Raw genomic sequence first — 18,131 nt, forward strand, 5'->3', positions numbered from 1 at the left:
GACTAATTGAAATGATCATGGTATTAATTTTTTAGAACCCGTGGACAAAAACTCACTTAAAAAGTCCTAAAATTTGTCCAGTCCATGGGGTGCAGCGCAGAATAAAAAACACTTTAATCCGTCTTGGACGGGGTGGTGGGCTGAGGATATGTTTTGTTAGGCTCGCATCATATAGGGGCCACACCCAAGAAAAGTAACTTTTTGACCTGAATCATCTCGATCTGCTAAGATAAATGGGAAATAATAAAAGCTTCATGGCGTGGGTGGTACGGACCAAGAGGATAAACACATGATATTAAATTGGCTACACAGCCGGTATTATAATTTTTGGATTAAACAAAGAACATTGCTTTGCTATGCTATCGCTTTGGCGTGTCTTGGCGTATGTGTAGTAACGCCTGATAAAGCACTGGCTGCTATCACCCTTCCAGTAAAACCACTTTTAGCAAAAGAAATACCGGATGTCATTATAGGTCAAACCAATGCACCTCTTACTATTATTGAGTACACCTCATTAACCTGTGATCACTGCGCATTTTTTCACAAAGAAATCTTGCCAAAACTCAAAGCCAAATACATTGATACCGGCCAAGTTCGCTTTGTTATCCGGCATTACCCTCTGGACCGAGATGCTTTAAAGGCCGCGGCACTGGTTTCCTGCCTGCCTGAGGCAAAACGCTATAATGCCATGACGCAACTCTTTTCTACCCAAGACCAATGGATTAACCAGGATCCTGAAAATTCACTTAGTAAGGCCATTGGCATGAATATCAAACAATACCAAAAATGTCTCACCGACGAAAAAATCCAAGATAACGTCTTACTGCAACGCTTAAATGGTGAAAAAACCTTTTCACTTGAGGCAACTCCAACTTTTATTGTTGGCAAGCATGTTGTTGAAGGTGTTCCTCCGTTGGACGAATTTGAAAATTTGATTGCTAAAGTACAGAATCCCTGAAACAATGGGGTGCTATTAGGAGTACGTGCTGGATACTACCGCCTTGGCCGTCATCTCAGCTAGCTCCCGGCTCCAATCCGGGGCAGGCTATTTCCTCCGGGCCCGAAGGGGCGGGACTGGGCAGAGCTCGCTTCCGGCATGACGACTGAGGACAGTTGATGTGATCTCAACACACGCTTTTAATCGCATATGAAACAATATGGGCAATCTACTAGGGATAATACACGTGCAAATTCGACAAAAACGAGAAATATTCTTTAAACTATATGAGTATCTTCGAGTCTATCAACTTCACCTTATCGCATCGGGAATCGCTCTTTCGGTTGCTGCTACCACCATCATTGCTATTGGTCAGGGATTAAGACTCCTTGTTGACCGGGGATTTGGCAGTCAAACAATTGCCTCAAAACAAACTCTTTTATTTTTAACTATAATGGCTCTGTTAATGGGAGCAGCAAGTTTTCTCCGCTCTTATCTTTCTTCTTGGATTGGAGAGCGTGTCGTCGTCGACCTCAAGCAGAAGATTTTTCGCGGGCTTATTTATCGTTCTCCTGCTTTTTTTGATTCCCTTCAAGTCGGCGATCTCATGTCCCGATTAGACACAGATACCCATTTAATTCAAATTCTGATAGGACGCTCTGCCAGTACGGGCTTACGCAGCCTGATACAATTTATCGGCGCCTTTATCATGCTGTTTTTGACCAGCCCTCAATTGGCAGTTCTTACCTGTATTGCCAGCTTTATTGCCTTGATGCCACTTTTTCTTTTTGGAAGACAGGTCTATATCTTTTCCAATGAATTACAGAAAAATTGGACTCATGCTTCAGCCTACTCGCTTGAACGACTTGAGTGTGTAACGACCGTACAAGCATTTGCCCAAGAAAATTCAGTGTACACACACTATCAAAACAACCTTAAACAAGGACTAATCACTGCAAATAAGCTCAATATCACATCAAGTTTGATGTCAGCAAGTGTTATCATCCTCATTACCTTGGGGGCGTGTGTCATTCTTTGGTTTGGTGGCCATGAGGTTGTCAATCATCAACTCACACCAGGAACGCTTGTGTCCTTCCTCTTTTACGCCGTCATCATCGCCGGATCAGTAGGTAATTTATCGGAAGCTTGGAAAGACCTCCAGCGTGCCTTGGGTGCCGCAGAACGCGTATTTTCTCTGCTTCCCGATGCTCCAATAACAAAACCAAAAGTGAGAGCCATTAACAGCCCTGTACGTGGAGACATTGAATTTCAAAACGTCACTTTTTCCTACCCATCGCGCCCGGAAATTAAAGCGTTGGAGAACATTTCGTTAAACATCAAGCATGGCGACACGGTCGCATTTGTAGGGCCTTCAGGCAGCGGAAAATCCTCTCTGTTCAATCTATTGTTAGGATTTTATGCTCCACAACAGGGAAAAGTATTACTGGATAGAGTGCAAATTAATAGCTTTGCACCACAGCAACTAAGGCCACATATTGGTTGGATCCCTCAAGAGCCTATTTTATTTTCAGGCTCTATCTGCGACAACATCAAGTTTGCAAACTCTGGTACCTCTTTTCAAAAAGTTGAAAAAGCCGCACTTCAAGCCAATGCACTAGAGTTCATCCGTAGACTACCTGACGGGTTTGCAACCCAAGTAGGAGAAAAAGGCGTTCAGTTATCAGTTGGCCAAAAGCAGCAACTTGTTATTGCCAGGCTATTTTTGCAAAATCCTTCCATACTGTTGCTTGATGAAGTGACTACAGCATTGGACGCTGAAAACGTTGATTGTATTCAAGCCGCTTTAGGAGACCTAAAGCAAGGCCGTACGACACTTATGGTTACACATAACCTTTCTACCATCCTTAATTTCGACCGTATTATCGTTATGAACCAGGGTAAAATCATTGCTTCTGGTAATCACACAACCCTGATGCGCCAAAACGAACTGTATCGACGATTTGTGGCGTTGCAATTTTCAGACACTCTCCATGAAACATCTGCGGCAACCCCCCGTAAGTTGAGCTTTGCGTAAAAACGGTGGGGATTACGACCGTGAAGATAATTTTGACTTTGTCTGAATAATTTAATAGACTGCGACGAGTTTTTTTAAAATATTTTTAAGAGCTGAGATTTCAATTATGTATATAACTTTTCCCCTTACCAGAATACTGGCTGCCACCTTTTTGATTGTTGGTTTTTTAACAAGTCAGTCATCGCTATTGGCCAGTGTCACCTCAGGCATTGACAGTGACAATGAGGTTTTGATCCGTTTACACCAACAACCTAATAAGTATTCGCTTGAAGTGCTGCGTACCGAGGGCGATAATCAGGTCTGCCTTTTACAAAAAGACATTAGTCGTAGCGTCAACTGCTCTCCCTTCTCACTCAGTGAAGCGCTACAGTGCTCTACAGGACTTAAGCACCTTACTGTGGACCTAGAGGGCGCTTTGACTCTCTGTGGAGCAACTCAAAAAGATACCAATATTGCAATTCGCATTGAAACCTTTGGCTCGGTTATTCTAAATGATCTATTCGCACGGCGCTTAGATATGCTGGCAAAAAGCGTTGTAAGCTGCGGCCAGACCACGATTTTAAGCACCCATGAGTTTCGTGTTGATGAATTTAAGCTGAAGCAAGGAACTCTTGCTCTGGGCCGCGGACGCTATCATGTCAACGGCACCTTCTCCTCTGGCGTTAAGTCAAAGCTTAAAGCCCTTGGTGGCATGCATCTGGTATTTAAAGACTTTAACAACCAGGGTGAAGTAGAGGCAGAAAATTTACTCATCAAACTGCAAACAGGAGTGACCAAGTTAGGCCGCATTCAGGTTGCCAAAACGCTGAAATTTGCAGTCACCAACCAAGTTAATTTTGAGTATCTTATAGAATCCAGTGATCTTTCTTATAAGGGACCTTTATTCGTCCACAATCGAAGTGACTCAGATCAAAGTCACACATATCGGAGTTACCCAGATTTTAGAACCTTTTACAAAGAATTTCTCGAAAATCATCCCTGCTCAATTTTGGAATTAAACGGTGATTGTCTCTTAGGGGTTCTAGAATATTTACCGGTCCCTGACATTTCAGCGCTTTGTATGAGTGCAAAGTTTTACAGAAACTGGCTACAGAACCCAACTTTTTTAAAATATCTTACATTTAGTGCCAGGGTTGGAGGATACTTTTTTGAAAAAGCCCGCAGATTCATTGGCGATGAATTGTTATATAAAATATTAGACCCAACTTCCGATCCAGATACATCCGGTCCAGATACAGATTTTTTCTGCTTAGATGACTTTGCATTTAATAAAAAGAAACATCGTAGAGTAACTCTTCCATCTATGCAATTAACCTGCAACGACCCGCGCTATAAAAAAATGTTCCAGTTTTTGTCCATCTCTGCCCACTGTAGGCACATTGATGCTGCAAGAATTTTAGGGGCCATCTATCGCAATTCAAACATACACACAAAACCTATTCTGTTGCCTGCGGTTCCACCTGCACTGTTAAGACGAATAAATTTGGAATTTCCCAGGGGGGAAATGGATTATGGCTCCCCTAATATTAAAAAAATCTTTGACTTAGTGCAGCAATCACTTATAGACGTGGATGCGCTTGAAACATTATGTGTAGATCTAGATTTGCAACAATACCCGATTATAAGAAGCTTTTATGAGTATTGTAAACAAATCGCAAGTGAGAGCTCAAATAGCAAAATCCCTCTTCCAGAAGGTGAGGAATTTATTAACGAAAAAATTATAGCCGAACTTGCAGTACGTTATGACAAAGGAATGGCTACAGATTTCCAGCAAGAGTGTTATGCCAGTACCCTCGTAGAAGCAAAAAATGCCCAAGAACGCCAACTTGGTTATGAGATTTTAAAAGACTTGTTTGAGAAAACAAGAGATCCGGAAGTCCTACAGGATCTAGCTTACCCAGAAAGCGATGAGCCTTTGGCACTGGCAATAGTTGAGGACAATAAAAAATATCTAAGAAGGGCAGCATATTTAGGTGAAGCAGAAATTCAAAACAGCATTAGCGGGCCTCTCGAGAGCGCTTCAGGCTGGTGGGCAGGGAATGCCAATAAATTGGATAAAATGGAAGGACGCTATTGGCAGCATAGGGCGTTGACGAGCGTTTTAACACAGTCAAACTCATTGGAAAATTTCTTCTTGAAACCTGAAAATTATGAGACTGCATATCCAATCATGTCCGGGTTAGCGTCCTGTTACTGTCATTGGATGGGAGACTCCGATTCAAATTTTCATACCTTTGGCCTTAATAATAAAGGGATGGCCATATCATTTCTGCAATTGGCAGAGACTACCAAGCATTTGAGTCTGTTAACTAGTTTCGCCAAAACCTTGACGCATAATCCAACCGCCTTTGTTGCAGATGAGTGGGGTACCAATGCTAGTATTGATCAGAAAACCGCACAGCAATTATGGCAACAGAATAATTTTATTGGTCAGAAAACCGCTAAGCTATTATGGCAACAGGTTGAATCACTTGAAGAACAACTTATAAGTCTTGAAACAATCAAGAGCTATGCTGCGTTCCATAGATGTCAAAGATATTTTAATGGGGATGGAGTGCCACAAAGCAATGCCATAGCTTATGATTGGTACAACGTATCACTTCAAACAGTGGATAGGTGTAGTATTTACTGGCAGTTAGGATTTCCTTACTTACCTTATGCTAGAGAAAGTGGCCTACATCTGCAAATGGCAGAGTTTTATAAAATAGGTGTTGAAGGCTACTTTGAGCCAGACCTTAACAAAGCAGCAGAGTGCTTGATAAAAATTGTGAAAAGTGGTGAGAACCTGCATGTATTAGCAACTTACGACGTAAACGGTAGAGACGACTTTGCAAAACTCAAAGAACTAGCAGCTATGGGATCGCAAAAAGCCCAAGCGTACCTTGATTCAATGTAGTAGGAGAAACGCATGGGTGTTGTTGAAAAAAACCAAACACCCTGCATTTTTTAGCTTGCTTTTAAGATAAAAGCCAAGTACGCTTATAAGCGTGACAGCTGAGATGCTTACAACACTCAGCCGCCACATGACCATCAACCAGATCTTAAGGAGAGATCTAAGCCAATGGCTATTGCCAAACTATACGATTCTGTTCAATTTTACCAGCACATACTTATTTTTGTTGCTGAAGGTGCATTTGTGTGTGCCTGCTGTGATAGAGCGTGTAAAAACGTTGCAATTAGTTGTTGGCTTAGTGTTGGTGGAGCTGAACAGCTTCAACTTCCTTGGTCTGGTGTGATTTTACAAAAACCATCATCCCTAGATAAAAGGAGAAGCAAATTATGCATTTTATGAACTGTGCTTACGTCATTGGAAAACTCGAAGCAAAAACCCAGATTTTTTCCAGCGGTAAAAATGAAAGGCTGGCCAAATTCACCTTGCTCACCCCTATTGATGGCATCAACGTCAGTGATAGCGAGCATTTTCAAAAACACCACATTTTGATTAAAGAGTCCTCATGGATCGACTATGCTCAAAATTACTTAATTGAAGGGAGGTTTGTCTTCGTTAAAGGGCAACTAAATCAAATTGCAAGAGATTTTGGTCGTTCCTGGATTGTGATTTCATCAAGTTTTGGAGCACTGCATTTAATAGGTTCACAGGAACGTTTCCCCAAATCATTCAGCAGACTGTATCCTCAACCAAATATCGTGCGATCAATCCTGGCAAGTAAAAAGAATGTCGTGTTGCCTGCATGACGGCCGGTGGATGACTTTCTAATCGATTACTCCCTAATCAATTACTCCCAGCGCTCTGCCAACCTCACCAAAGCCAGCAATCGCCCGTTCAACTTGATTTTGAGTATGCGCTGCCGATAACTGTACGCGGATGCGGGCTTCTCCTTGTGGCACAACAGGAAATGAAAAGCTGATCACATAAATACCCTGTTCCAGTAACCCATCGGCGAATTGCTTGGCCTGCACTGCATCGCCAATCATTACGGGAACAATCGGATGTGCTCCAGGAATCAAGTTAAACCCGAGCTGCGTCATGCCTTGGCGAAACTGCTGACTGTTGTTACTCAATTTCTGCATCAAAGTTGGATCGGTCTCTAAAGCCTCCAGAGCTTTAAGAGTCACTTCTGGTACCATTGGTGGCAATGAATTGGAAAATAGATAAGTGCGTGAGCGCTGCCGCAACCATTCGACAACCTCATGCTTACCGCTAATATAACCACCAATGGCTCCGCCTAGGGCTTTGCCAAGCGTACCGGTTACGATATCTACCCGATCTTGTATGCCATAATAGGCAGGAGTTCCTTTGCCATCAGGTCCAATGGCGCCAACCCCATGGGCATCATCAACCACAACCAATGCGTCATATGCTTCGGCTAAGTCACAAATGTCTGGTAAATTGGCGATGATCCCATCCATGGAGAACACGCCGTCTGTTACGATTACGCGGTAGCGATGGTGTTGGGTTTTTTGCAGTTGTGCCTCTAATTCGCTCATATCATTATTGGCATAAAGATAGCGATCTGCTTTGCAAAGGCGAATCCCATCGATAAGACTGGCATGATTGAGAGCATCACTGATAATGGCATCGCTTTGCTCAAACAGCGTTTGAAACAAGCCAAGATTGGCAGCAAAGCACGATGGGAACAAAATCGTATCCTCAAGTCCTGAGAACTGGCTGAGACGTTTTTCAAGATGTTGGTGCGGGCTCTGGGTGCCGCAGATAAAGCGTACTGAAGCCAATCCGTAACCAAAGGCATCAAGCGATTGTTTGGCTTTGCTGATCACGACCGGATTTCCTGCAAGACCTAGATAATTATTGGCGCAGAAATTCAAAAGCGGGTGTAGATACCCGTGCACGGAAATTTCAGTTCCTTGCGTAGAAGTAATGGCATGCTCTTGCTTGAATAACCCTTGTTCATGTAGGGTTTGCGTTTGTTGTTTGAGATTGGATAGAAGAGATTTTTTTGACATGTGGCGCACGATTTGTTCGAGTCTTGCAATCATGGTAGTAATATCTCCATTAAGAATGCTTTAAGGGAGAAAATGAGATGGATTCACAAGCACTCAACCCAGCAAATGGTCAGCCAACTGATGAATACGAGGGACATTCTCTTTTTGAAATTGAAGAAACCCTTAAAAATATGGAAAGTGCCTTTGCGGATTGGAAACGCACTGAGGTCTCTAATCGAGCTAAATTTATACTGAAGTTGGCTAAGTATCTCCGCGAAAATGTTGAGGCACACGCAATTCTCATAACCACGGAGATGGGTAAGCCCATCAGACAAAGCCGTGCTGAGATCGAAAAATGTGCAGTCTTATGTGAATACTATGCAAAACAAGCAGAGGGGTTTTTGCAACCCGAAATTATCACAACGGGAGTTCAGAAAAACTATGTGACTTATAACCCTTTAGGCATCATCCTTGGCATCATGCCGTGGAATTTCCCGTTCTGGCAGGTGTTTCGATTCGCCATTCCTACCTTAATGGCTGGCAATGCTGTGGCCGTAAAGCACGCCCTTAATGTCACAGGATGCGCTTATGCTCTTGAAAAAATCTTCCATGCAGCAGGGTTTCCTAAAGACCTCTATCGCACCTTTGTGATTGATCACAAGCAAACCGCTAAGCTCATGGAGTACCACTCAATTAAAGCCATTAGCTTTACAGGAAGTGTTACGGCCGGTGCGCGTGTTGCCAAAAAAGCTGGGGCTATGATCAAGAGGACGGTGCTTGAGCTGGGTGGCAGCGATCCCTACATTATTTTAGAAGACGCTGATGTTGAACATGCTGCAAAGACTTGCGTTGCCAGTCGTTTGGTCAATACAGGGCAAAGTTGTGTGGCGGCCAAACGTTTTATTGTAGTGCAACAACACGAAAAACAATTTACCGATATGGTTGTAGATCTGATGCGCCAGGCCAAATATGGCGATCCCATGGATGAATCGAATGATCTGGGTCCGTTGGCTCGTTTTGATTTGCGCAAAGAGTTTCATAATTATGTGAACTCAATTGCTAGCCAGGGAGGCAAACTTGTCCTTGGAGGTAAAATGCCAGAAGGTGAGGGGGCTTTTTACCCCCCAACAGTCTTAACCAACGTTAAACGCAAAAACCCCGCAGCTGGCAACGAATTATTTGGTCCAGCTGCTGCTATCTATAAAGCCCGTGATGAGGACGAAGCGATTGCAATTGCCAATGATTCTTGGTACGGGCTAGGGGCAGCGGTCTTTACTCAAGACATCGAACGCGGTGAACGAATTGCAGCCAATGAAATCCAGGCCGGCTTTTGCGTCGTCAACGGCATGGTGCAATCTGATCCACGTCTACCTTTTGGAGGGGTCAAAGATAGTGGTTATGGACGCGAACTCTCTCATTTTGGTTTGAAAGAGTTCACGAATGTAAAGACGGTTGTGGTGCGGTGAAGTGGATTTTGTTTCTTCTAAGGAACCTGAGTTTTGGATAAGAAGTGCTTTGATCCATCTTGGCCGTATACGCTCAAAGTGCTCATTTATCCGTGTAAACTGCGAGCTGGTAGCTATCATTAAACTAGAGGTTTTCATTTCTCGCAGGCATAGGATAAAACTATTCCTTACCATCAACCATCATATTCCGCGTTGCTTCTGGCAGACGTACCGTCAAACCATCCAACTCAGGTTTTATGATAATTTGACAGCCTAAGCGAGAAGTGTGCGTTAAAGCAAAAGCTAAATCCAACATATCTTCTTCGTCTTCCGTTGGTTCACTCAATTTGGCAAACCATTCAGGATCAACAACAACGTGACATGTTGAACAGGCAAGGGATCCCTCACAGGCCCCTTCCAAATCTATATTGTTGTTGTGAGCAATCTCCAACACCGAAAGCCCCACAGGAGCTTCAACCTCTTTTCGAGTTCCATCTGGCTCTATAAAAATCATTTTTGGCATTTATTCAATTCCTCATTCACTCTAAAAATTCAGCTGCATTATAATCATGGACGACATTGTAACATAAAGAAACACAAGCATTTTGAGAAAATCACTGTTTACTATCAGGACTCTTTGTGCCCTCCTGCCTCAGCAAAGTCAACATATCTTCCTCTGACAACCCATAGGAAGGCTTAACGGTAATCATCTGTTGAATTCCAGTTGTTTTCTCATGCGCACTCACTTGTAGTAAACCATCTGCATCTAAGATAAAAGTCACTGCAATGCGCGCTCGACCAGCCGGCAGCGACGGAATGTTTTCGAGAATAAATTCCGCCAACGACCGACAATTACTCACTTTTTCTCCTTCACCTTGCAACACGTGAATTTTCATCTGTGTTTGACCGTCTTGATAGGTGGTAAATTCCTGTGATTGGCTTGCAGGAATTGGACTGTTGCGATAGATAATCTTTTCAACAACTTCTCCCATTGTCTCAAGCCCCAGCGACAAAGGAGTTACATCCAACAATAAGGACGTCGATCCATAAGACAGAGCTTTTGCTTGCAGCCCCGCCCCCAAGACAACGGCCCGATCTGGATCTATGTCACAAAGGCCGTTTTGCCCGAAGAATTCCCGAACTTTTTGTCGCACCAGGGGCATTCGTGTCGCTCCTCCAACGAGTACGACTCCTTTGATTTCAGAGATCTCCAGCTCCGCATCTTGAAAAACCTTGCGACAAATCTGAATTGTGCTCTCTGCAAGTGGTTCACATAACAAATCAAGCTGAAAACGGTGCAATTGATGTTCAGAGCGGCAGCCCTGATAATCAAGAACCCAGCAACCAGAAGACTTTGTGGTTAACTGTTCTTTTATCTGACGCATCAACATGAGAGCAGATTTGCGATCCAATTCCGAAAAAGCTAGTTTGCCTAATTGTTGCTCTCGCTCGATGAGCAAGAATTCTAGCAAAACTGCATCAAAGTCATCGCCGCCAAGGTGTGTATCACCGCCGGTGGCCAATACCCTAAATACTTCCTTATGCAAACTCAGCAAGGATAAATCAAATGTCCCGCCGCCCAAGTCATAAATGGCATAAATCCCTTCAGCATTCTTCTCAAGACCGTAGGCAAGTGCTGCTGCTGTTGGCTCATTCACCAACCTTAAAACCTCTAAACCTGCCAATCGTGCTGCATCACGTGTGGCAGAGCGAGCTCTTTCATCAAAATACGCCGGGACTGTAATCACAGCTTGCCGGATTTCCTTTTGCAGGGTTGTCTCAGCTTGCTGCTTAAGATAGCGCAAAATATCAGTTGCAACTTCAAGAGGAGTGACTTGATGACCTCCAAACTCAAGTTGTTTTTGAGCTGCTTGCAACAGACGTTTTGTTGAAACGGCAACTCTGGATGGCTCTTGCAAAAAAATATCTCGGGCTTTTTTGCCAACGCAGACCCCTTCTGCTCCGTAGGCCACCAATGATGGGACGAGTTCGCTCTGAGAACCTTCCAGTTGTAAAACTTTTACGCCTGTTTCGTCAGCGATAGACACGAGAGAATGGGTTGTTCCTAAATCAATGCCGACAACTGCGGTTGTGCTTTCAAAGGTAACTTCATCTGGCTCAGTGATTTGCAATAAGTGCGACATTTTAAGTTCCCCTGACAAGGGCTAATTTTTCAGTAGTTTTTTGCAACATCTTTTGCCAATAACGAACACGAATGAGCTGTTCTTGTGCCTTGCTCCAGTTTTCGGCGAGACATTTCTGTCTCAGGGTATTCCAGGCATCACTACAGAATGCGACAACTTCACCATTCAAGCTCTCGAGATCAGCAAGCGATTCAGAAGTTTCAAGTGCTTCACGTACTTCCATAAGCTGCATTAATAATTTGTTCGGCGCTTGTTCGTCCCGGCATGCCTCGACACCAAGTCGTGCAGCAAGTAGTGCTTCTGCCCTGGTCAAACGATCTTTGAGTATGTTATACGCCCGATTGATATTGGCCGTTTGTTGCGTAGCATAGAGTTGTTCAGTTGCAGAGGCCTTGATAAAATGGTCCGGGTGTAACTGCTGTTGTCGTTCTAGATAATTTTTCTCTAACACTTTCTCGTCAATATCTAAAGACACTGGAATTCCCATTACTTGAAAAGCCGAACACGGCTGCACTGACTGGACAGAATGACAATTCGGACACAAAAAAACCCAAATTTTGCCATCCCACCCACAGGACCAACAAGCAATATTCTTAAACATGGAACGACTCACCACAACCACAACGGCCCTTTTCATTTGGATTAAGAAACGTAAAACCAGACTGCAAAGCTTCTTCCCTGTAATCCATTTCTGTTCCAAGCAAAAACATCACGGCTTTAGGGTCGATAAATATTTTTACCCCATGCTGCTGCACAATCTCATCTCCTTCCTGTGGAGCATCAGTATATTCCAATTTGTAAGCCATACCGGCACACCCTTTGACTTTTAAACTAATGCGTACCCCAGCAGCTGGCTTTGTGCGCTTTGCAAGTAATAATTTTATTTGCTCTGCGGCAGCAGCAGTGATAGTTAAAATAGCTGGCCGTTTTGACTCAACTGGTTTCATGTGTTCTCACCGACTATCTCGCTTAGCCTGATAATCCTTAATTGCCGAACGAATTGCATCTTCCGCCAACACCGAGCAGTGAATTTTAACAGGCGGAAGGGCTAGATGCTGAACAATATCTGTGTTTTTAATTTCCAGAGCCTCTTGAATTGTCTTGCCCTTGACCCATTCAGATGCCAACGAACTTGAGGCAATAGCTGAGCCACAACCAAATGTTTTAAACTTTACATCCTCAATAACGTCATCCTTCACTTTAATTTGTAGTTTCATAACATCACCACAAGCTGGGGCTCCTACCAGGCCTGTGCCAACATTTTTATCTTTTTTATCAAGCGACCCCACATTTCTAGGGTTTTCTAGATGGTCAATTACTCTATTGCTATATGCCATAGTCTCCTCCTTTAATCTGTACTCAAGCTGCTGCCCATTGAATTGATTTAATATCGACTCCTTCCTGGGCCATTTCCCACAAAGGGCTCATAGCACGCAGGCGCTCAACCGCATCAACAATGCGATTTGTTGCATAATCCACTTCCTTTTCGGTTGTAAACCGCCCCAATCCAACACGCAAAGAGGTATGGGCTAGTTCTTCTGCAATACCCAACGCTCTTAAAACATAAGAGGGCTCTAGTGAAGCAGACGTACATGCAGATCCTGAAGAAACCGCTAAATCTTTTATGAGCCCCATCAAGCCTTCACCCTCAACATAAGCAAAACTGATATTGATATTACCGGGAACACGCTGCTCTTTGTCACCATTGAGGTAGACTTCTGAAAGTCTGCTAAAGATTACTTCACAAAATTTCTGATTCAAACCGAGCAATCGCTCATTTTCTGAAACCATTTCGTTTTGGGCAATAGCACAAGCCTCTCCAAAACCGACACACAAGGGGGTGGGAATCGTTCCAGAACGCATTCCACGTTCCTGTCCCCCGCCATTGAATAAAGCAGCAAGGCGCACTCTGGGCTTACGGCGCACATAAAGGGCTCCAATTCCTTTAGGACCATACATCTTGTGCCCTGAAATACTCATTAAGTCGATATTCATCTGCTCAACATCTAGAGGGATTTTTCCCACGGCTTGGGCAGCATCTGTATGAAAAAACACTCCTTTTTCCCGGCAAATTTTCCCGATAGCCGCAAGGGGTTGAATCACCCCTATTTCGTTGTTAACGGCCATAATTGATACCATCAGCGTCTTTTCTGTGATCGCATTACGCAGATCTGCCAAATCCACCAATCCATTCTTTTGTACTGGCAAGTACGTAACTGCATAGCCCTCTCGTTCCAGGTTCCTGCAAGTATCTAACACACATTTGTGCTCTGTCACACAGGTGATGATATGCCGCTTTTGATCCTGGTAAAAATGCGCTACGCCTTTAAGGGCAAGATTATTGGCCTCTGTTGCACCAGAAGTAAAAATGATCTCTCGAGGATTAGCGCCAATAACCTGCGCCACCTGGCTCCTGGCCTTTTCAACAGCATCTTCTGCTTCCCACCCAAAGGCATGGTTTCTAGAATGCGCATTGCCATATTTTTGCCCGAAAAAAGGGAGCATCGCGTCGATGACGCGCTGATCACAGGGAGTTGTCGATTGATAATCAAGGTAAATTATATCCTGGCTCATACGGCCTCCTTACAGTGTCTTTGATAAATTTTAGTCCATACTTGAGTGAATTTTTCTATATCGGTTTGTGTTGTCTGCCATCCGAGACTTACTCGTAAAGCCTGGCTAGCCTCAGATGCTTCAACCCCCATAGCTTTTAGCACATGGGAAAACTTGGCCTTACCAGACGAACAAGCAGCACCTGCACTGACAGCAATCCCCTGAAGGTCAAAATTCATCAACTGCTTCTGACTTGCCACACCTGGCATCATGATACAAGACGTATTTGGAAGCCGCAAACAACCACGACCATAAACTTTGAGCGTTGGGCAAACTCGCTGCAATGTATCCTCTAAAGAATCACGTAACCTTGCAACATGCTGCCAATCATCACTCACAGCATCCTGGATCGCTGTTTGAAAGCCAACAATATTGGTCATACTTTCTGTTCCGGCACGCATGCCTCTTTCTTGACCTGGACCTTTCAACAAGGAAACCAAATTAAGATGCTTGCCAACAATAAGAGTACCAATCCCCTTGGGTCCGCCAATTTTATGGGCAGACAGAGCCATAGAATCAACCCCAAGTTCTTGAAAATCGATGGGCAATTTACCAAATGCCTGTACTGCATCGCAGTGCACGTAGGTCTGATAACGCTTGGCAAGAGTAACAACCTCTTGAATCGGTTGTACAACTCCCGTTTCATTGTTTGCCAACATCACTGCTATCAGCAATGGACCGGAATAGTTGCAACGCACTTCCCCAAGCTTGCGCTCAAGATATTGCAAATCAACCAATCCACCAGCAGTAACTGCAATCTGCTCTTGGGGCCCTGCAAATTCAATCACAGAGTCGTGTTCGATGGCACTTACCAAGCACTTTGCTCCTGTCTGTACCAGACCCAGAATTGCCAAGTTATTCGCTTCTGTTCCCCCTGATGTAAATACCACATTGGACTCTATCGTATTTATAGATTGAGCCACTGTCGCTCGAGCATTTTCAATCAAAGCTCTTGCTTTACGGCCTAATGCATGCACTGAAGAAGGGTTGCCAAAATGATCAAACGAGTCAAGCATGGCTTGGCGAACTTTAGGGCGCATGGGGGCAGTTGCGTTATAATCTAAATAAATCATTTAACTCTATACCACTTAACTCTACACTACAGGCAAACGTCTTTGACATACATCATCAACAGTAACAGTCTGCAAGTACTCCATTACCTGATTTTCAAGACCCTGCCATAGTTGGTGGGTAAGACATTTTTCACTGCCACCAACACAGCTTTTGTGTGAATTTGGAGCACACCTTGTTGTTTGAACGGCCTCTTCAACTGCTTGCAAAACATCTGAAATTTGTATTTGATCAGGATCTAGAGCCAGCTTGTATCCACCGGACTGCCCGCGGGTACTTTTCACCAGGCCGCAACGGCGTAACTTGGAAAATAACTGCTCCAAATATTGAATTGGAAGTTTCTGTCGATCTGCAATTTCACCTAAAGCGATTGGTGTGCTCCGACCATGAAGTGCCAAATCTACTACGGCAACAACAGCATACTTTCCCTTGGTACTCAGCTTCATAAATGCTCTCTTTCTCCTAAAACCACTCTTCCTAAAACCATTCTTCCTAAAACCATTCTGGCCTTTTCATCATGAATATGCTAGATAGTCTTGAAGCTTTTTGTTCCTCCTTAAAGTCCATTTTTGGAGGCAACGGGCTGAAAGTTGTTCTGAATTTATGATTACCTATTCTGACTAAAATAGTCAAGATTGAATTCGGTTTTTACCGAGAAGTAGGAGATATATATGCCTGAAGTTGTCATTAACGGTCCAGACGGTCGAATCGAAGCACGCTACCACCAAAGCAAGATTCCCAAGGCTCCCTTGGCCATCTTGCTCCATCCTCATCCAGAGTATGGGGGCACAATGAACAACAAAATTGTCTATGCTCTCTACCGCTGCTTTACGGACCGAGGTTGCAGTGCCATCCGTTTTAATTTTCGAGGAGTTGGTCGCTCAGAGGGTACATTCAATAATGGCGAAGGTGAGCTGCATGACGCAGCTACAGTTCTTGACTGGTTGCAGGTTTACACGCCCTCTGCAGGGTCGTATTGGGTTGGGGGTTTTTCTTTTGGGTCTTGGGTTGGCATGCAACTTTTAATGCGCCGCCCTGAACTCAGTGGATTCATTTCGGTGAGCCCCCCTGCCAACATGTACGACTTTACTTTTCTGGCACCCTGTCCAGTGTCTGGCCTTATTTTGCAAGGAGATAAAGATGTGATTGCCCCCAAAGATTCGGTTGACGATTTTGTAGACAATATGGCGATACAAAAAGGAATCCAGGTGGAGTATCGACTAATAAGGGGGGCAGATCACTTCTTCACAAATCGCATTAGCCAACTTACCAATGAAGTTGATACCTATCTTGATCAGATGCTGCAACCTGAAAATACTTTATTGCCAAGGTTGGCACCTCGGGTGGTATAAGCATAATGTCACCTCAAGATCCAAACAATATTTACCGCGAAACAAGGATAAAAAAGGCCGAATCCCTGCGTGAAATGGGGATTAATCCTTATCCGTATCATTTTGAAAAAACCCATGAGGCCCGTGAGCTTGAGACTCGCTACCAACACCTTGAAAAAGGTGAAGAAACAGAAAATCAGGTCCGCGTTGCAGGGCGCATTATGTCGCTACGCAATAATGGAATGTTCATAGATTTACATGATACCAGTGGCAAAATCCAAATTTTCAGTCACAAAAGCGCCCTGCCTGAACCCCAACTGGCGCTCCTTAAATTACTTGATATTGGGGATATGATTGGTATTACCGGCCTCGTGCGTCGGACTCCTCGAGGTGAGCTGACAATTAACGCCCAGCATATTGATGTCTTATGCAAGTCGTTGCTACCACTGCCGGAAAAATATCATGGACTGAGCGATGTTGAAATTCGCTACCGGCAACGTTACCTCGATTTGATCGTTAACCCCGAGTCTCGCAAAACTCTGCGATTGCGCAGTCAAATTATCACGGCACTGCGCCAATATCTGGTCAAGAAAGGGTTTATTGAGGTTGAAACGCCGATGTTGCAATCGATTCCTGGTGGCGCAGCGGCAAGGCCTTTCATTACGCATCACAATGCCTTGGATATGGACTTGTATATGCGAATTGCCCCAGAGCTTTACCTGAAACGACTCGTCGTTGGAGGCTTGTCGGAAAAAGTGTTTGAGCTCAACCGTGTGTTTCGTAATGAGGGAATTTCCACGCGCCACAATCCTGAATTTACCATTCTAGAGTTCTACCAGGCATATGCAGATTACAACGACCTCATGACATTTACCGAAGACCTTGTCAGTCACGTTGCTAAACAAGTTTTGGGTACATGTGTTATCACTTATGACGGCAAAGAGATTAATTTATCTGGCCCCTGGCCCAGAAAACCAATGAGCGAATTGGTCAAAGAAGCCACTGGTATTGACTTCCTAACCATTGAGTCGTTAGAAGAGGCCCAAAAAGCCGCTCAATCCGTTGGCATCGATGCCGACAGGTTTCTCACCTGGGGACATGTGGTTGAAGAAGTATTTGCTGAAAGGGTTGAGTCTACGTTGATTCAACCAACTCATGTGATCGATTATCCGCTTGATATTTCACCGCTAGCAAAAGTGCATCGAGACAACCCACGCCTTACAGAACGTTTTGAGTCCTTCGTTAACTCATGGGAACTTGTCAACGCCTTTTCTGAATTGACGGACCCGCTTGAGCAACGTAAAAGATTTGAAGCGCAAACGAAAGAACGCGAAATGGGAGATGATGAAGCTCAACGTATGGATCAAGACTTTTTGACTGCACTTGAATACGGCCTACCTCCAACAGGTGGATGGGGCATGGGTGTTGACAGGTTTATTATGTTATTAACCGACTCACCAAGCATCCGCGATGTCATTGCGTTTCCAACACTTAGGTCTAGGGGATAGATAATCTAATGCAACCTACTTAACCTGAGTTTTGGATAAGGGAAGAATTTGCTTATCCTCCACGGGCCGTCATCCCGGCCTCCATTTTTCCCCAGCTCGCCAAGAGCTGGATTGGAAAAATGAGTGAGCCGGGATCCAGTTT

General features: G+C 44.1%; 17 protein-coding genes. 8 read left to right on the forward strand and 9 right to left on the reverse strand.

The features are described from left to right. Window positions 1–289 precede the first annotated feature (289 nt). The 5 genes from ABFQ95_03445 to ABFQ95_03465 all read left to right on the forward strand — a co-directional run bounded on the left by ABFQ95_03445 (window position 290) and on the right by ABFQ95_03465 (window position 6,668). Window positions 290–958, forward strand: a complete 669-nt coding sequence (locus tag ABFQ95_03445) for a DsbA family protein (protein MEN8236582.1) — start codon at window positions 290–292, stop codon at window positions 956–958. 226 nt (window positions 959–1,184) lie between these two features. Further along, a complete protein-coding gene (locus ABFQ95_03450) occupies window positions 1,185–2,972 on the forward strand; it encodes an ABC transporter transmembrane domain-containing protein (protein ID MEN8236583.1) in 1,788 nt (595 codons plus the stop codon). A 106-nt stretch (window positions 2,973–3,078) separates the two neighbouring features. Further along, a complete protein-coding gene (locus ABFQ95_03455; GenBank protein ID MEN8236584.1) occupies window positions 3,079–5,868 on the forward strand; it encodes a hypothetical protein in 2,790 nt (929 codons plus the stop codon). A 165-nt stretch (window positions 5,869–6,033) separates the two neighbouring features. Then, window positions 6,034–6,264, forward strand: coding sequence for a hypothetical protein (locus ABFQ95_03460; protein MEN8236585.1), 231 nt, complete (start codon window positions 6,034–6,036; stop codon window positions 6,262–6,264). Continuing rightward, on the forward strand, window positions 6,252–6,668 hold the full coding sequence (locus ABFQ95_03465; GenBank protein ID MEN8236586.1) for a hypothetical protein: 417 nt from the start codon (window positions 6,252–6,254) through the stop codon (window positions 6,666–6,668). The genes ABFQ95_03460 and ABFQ95_03465 overlap by 13 nt, the downstream gene beginning before the upstream one ends. 33 nt (window positions 6,669–6,701) lie before the next feature. Here the strand turns inward: ABFQ95_03465 and ABFQ95_03470 are convergent, their stop codons facing one another. Next, complete coding sequence (locus ABFQ95_03470) at window positions 6,702–7,931, reverse strand: glycine C-acetyltransferase (protein MEN8236587.1); 1,230 nt, start codon at window positions 7,929–7,931, stop codon at window positions 6,702–6,704. A 44-nt stretch (window positions 7,932–7,975) separates the two neighbouring features. On the opposite strand from ABFQ95_03470, the gene ABFQ95_03475 reads away from it, so the two are divergent. After that, window positions 7,976–9,343 (forward strand): NAD-dependent succinate-semialdehyde dehydrogenase, encoded by a 1,368-nt coding sequence (locus ABFQ95_03475; protein MEN8236588.1) that lies wholly within the window; start codon window positions 7,976–7,978, stop codon window positions 9,341–9,343. Between the two features lie 160 nt (window positions 9,344–9,503). Here ABFQ95_03475 and ABFQ95_03480 read toward each other — a convergent pair whose 3' ends face one another. The 8 genes from ABFQ95_03480 to ABFQ95_03515 form a co-directional block, all read right to left on the reverse strand. After that, entirely contained in the window at window positions 9,504–9,845 is a 342-nt protein-coding gene (locus ABFQ95_03480) for a ferredoxin family 2Fe-2S iron-sulfur cluster binding protein (protein ID MEN8236589.1), read from the reverse strand. A gap of 91 nt (window positions 9,846–9,936) precedes the next feature. Continuing rightward, complete coding sequence (locus ABFQ95_03485) at window positions 9,937–11,466, reverse strand: Hsp70 family protein (protein MEN8236590.1); 1,530 nt, start codon at window positions 11,464–11,466, stop codon at window positions 9,937–9,939. 1 nt (window position 11,467) lies between these two features. Then, window positions 11,468–12,067 carry a Fe-S protein assembly co-chaperone HscB gene (gene hscB, locus ABFQ95_03490; protein ID MEN8236591.1) on the reverse strand — a complete coding sequence of 200 codons (600 nt, stop codon included), beginning with the start codon at window positions 12,065–12,067 and terminating at the stop codon, window positions 11,468–11,470. Further along, on the reverse strand, window positions 12,060–12,413 hold the full coding sequence (locus ABFQ95_03495) for an iron-sulfur cluster assembly accessory protein (GenBank protein MEN8236592.1): 354 nt from the start codon (window positions 12,411–12,413) through the stop codon (window positions 12,060–12,062). Before ABFQ95_03495 ends, hscB begins: the two co-directional genes overlap by 8 nt. A 6-nt stretch (window positions 12,414–12,419) precedes the next feature. After that, a complete protein-coding gene (gene iscU, locus ABFQ95_03500) occupies window positions 12,420–12,803 on the reverse strand; it encodes a Fe-S cluster assembly scaffold IscU (protein ID MEN8236593.1) in 384 nt (127 codons plus the stop codon). Between the two features lie 22 nt (window positions 12,804–12,825). After that, a complete protein-coding gene (locus ABFQ95_03505; GenBank protein MEN8236594.1) occupies window positions 12,826–14,040 on the reverse strand; it encodes an IscS subfamily cysteine desulfurase in 1,215 nt (404 codons plus the stop codon). After that, window positions 14,037–15,152, reverse strand: coding sequence for a cysteine desulfurase family protein (locus ABFQ95_03510; protein ID MEN8236595.1), 1,116 nt, complete (start codon window positions 15,150–15,152; stop codon window positions 14,037–14,039). The genes ABFQ95_03505 and ABFQ95_03510 overlap by 4 nt, the downstream gene beginning before the upstream one ends. Before the next feature lie 21 nt (window positions 15,153–15,173). Beyond that, on the reverse strand, window positions 15,174–15,596 hold the full coding sequence (locus tag ABFQ95_03515; GenBank protein ID MEN8236596.1) for an Rrf2 family transcriptional regulator: 423 nt from the start codon (window positions 15,594–15,596) through the stop codon (window positions 15,174–15,176). 225 nt (window positions 15,597–15,821) lie between these two features. On the opposite strand from ABFQ95_03515, the gene ABFQ95_03520 reads away from it, so the two are divergent. Beyond that, a complete protein-coding gene (locus ABFQ95_03520; protein ID MEN8236597.1) occupies window positions 15,822–16,502 on the forward strand; it encodes an alpha/beta hydrolase in 681 nt (226 codons plus the stop codon). Between the two features lie 5 nt (window positions 16,503–16,507). Then, a complete protein-coding gene (gene lysS / locus ABFQ95_03525) occupies window positions 16,508–17,989 on the forward strand; it encodes a lysine--tRNA ligase (GenBank protein MEN8236598.1) in 1,482 nt (493 codons plus the stop codon). Window positions 17,990–18,131: the final 142 nt, after the last annotated feature.

The sequence above is a fragment of the Pseudomonadota bacterium genome (assembly GCA_039714795.1).
Classification (GTDB): domain Bacteria; phylum Pseudomonadota; class Alphaproteobacteria; order JAGOMX01; family JAGOMX01; genus JBDLIP01.

Bases quoted from the DNA above. Each gene is read 5' to 3' on its own strand.
- ABFQ95_03445 (MEN8236582.1), top strand. From the start codon at position 290: ATGATATTAAATTGGCTACACAGCCGGTATTATAATTTTTGGATTAAA.
- ABFQ95_03455 (MEN8236584.1), top strand. From the start codon at position 3,079: ATGTATATAACTTTTCCCCTTACCAGAATACTGGCTGCCACCTTTTTG.
- ABFQ95_03460 (MEN8236585.1), top strand. From the start codon at position 6,034: ATGGCTATTGCCAAACTATACGATTCTGTTCAATTTTACCAGCACATA.
- ABFQ95_03465 (MEN8236586.1), top strand. From the start codon at position 6,252: ATGCATTTTATGAACTGTGCTTACGTCATTGGAAAACTCGAAGCAAAA.
- ABFQ95_03470 (MEN8236587.1), bottom strand. From the start codon at position 7,931: ATGATTGCAAGACTCGAACAAATCGTGCGCCACATGTCAAAAAAATCT.
- ABFQ95_03475 (MEN8236588.1), top strand. From the start codon at position 7,976: ATGGATTCACAAGCACTCAACCCAGCAAATGGTCAGCCAACTGATGAA.
- ABFQ95_03480 (MEN8236589.1), bottom strand. From the start codon at position 9,845: ATGCCAAAAATGATTTTTATAGAGCCAGATGGAACTCGAAAAGAGGTT.
- ABFQ95_03485 (MEN8236590.1), bottom strand. From the start codon at position 11,466: ATGTCGCACTTATTGCAAATCACTGAGCCAGATGAAGTTACCTTTGAA.
- hscB (MEN8236591.1), bottom strand. From the start codon at position 12,067: ATGTTTAAGAATATTGCTTGTTGGTCCTGTGGGTGGGATGGCAAAATT.
- ABFQ95_03495 (MEN8236592.1), bottom strand. From the start codon at position 12,413: ATGAAACCAGTTGAGTCAAAACGGCCAGCTATTTTAACTATCACTGCT.
- iscU (MEN8236593.1), bottom strand. From the start codon at position 12,803: ATGGCATATAGCAATAGAGTAATTGACCATCTAGAAAACCCTAGAAAT.
- ABFQ95_03505 (MEN8236594.1), bottom strand. From the start codon at position 14,040: ATGAGCCAGGATATAATTTACCTTGATTATCAATCGACAACTCCCTGT.
- ABFQ95_03510 (MEN8236595.1), bottom strand. From the start codon at position 15,152: ATGATTTATTTAGATTATAACGCAACTGCCCCCATGCGCCCTAAAGTT.
- ABFQ95_03515 (MEN8236596.1), bottom strand. From the start codon at position 15,596: ATGAAGCTGAGTACCAAGGGAAAGTATGCTGTTGTTGCCGTAGTAGAT.
- ABFQ95_03520 (MEN8236597.1), top strand. From the start codon at position 15,822: ATGCCTGAAGTTGTCATTAACGGTCCAGACGGTCGAATCGAAGCACGC.
- lysS (MEN8236598.1), top strand. From the start codon at position 16,508: ATGTCACCTCAAGATCCAAACAATATTTACCGCGAAACAAGGATAAAA.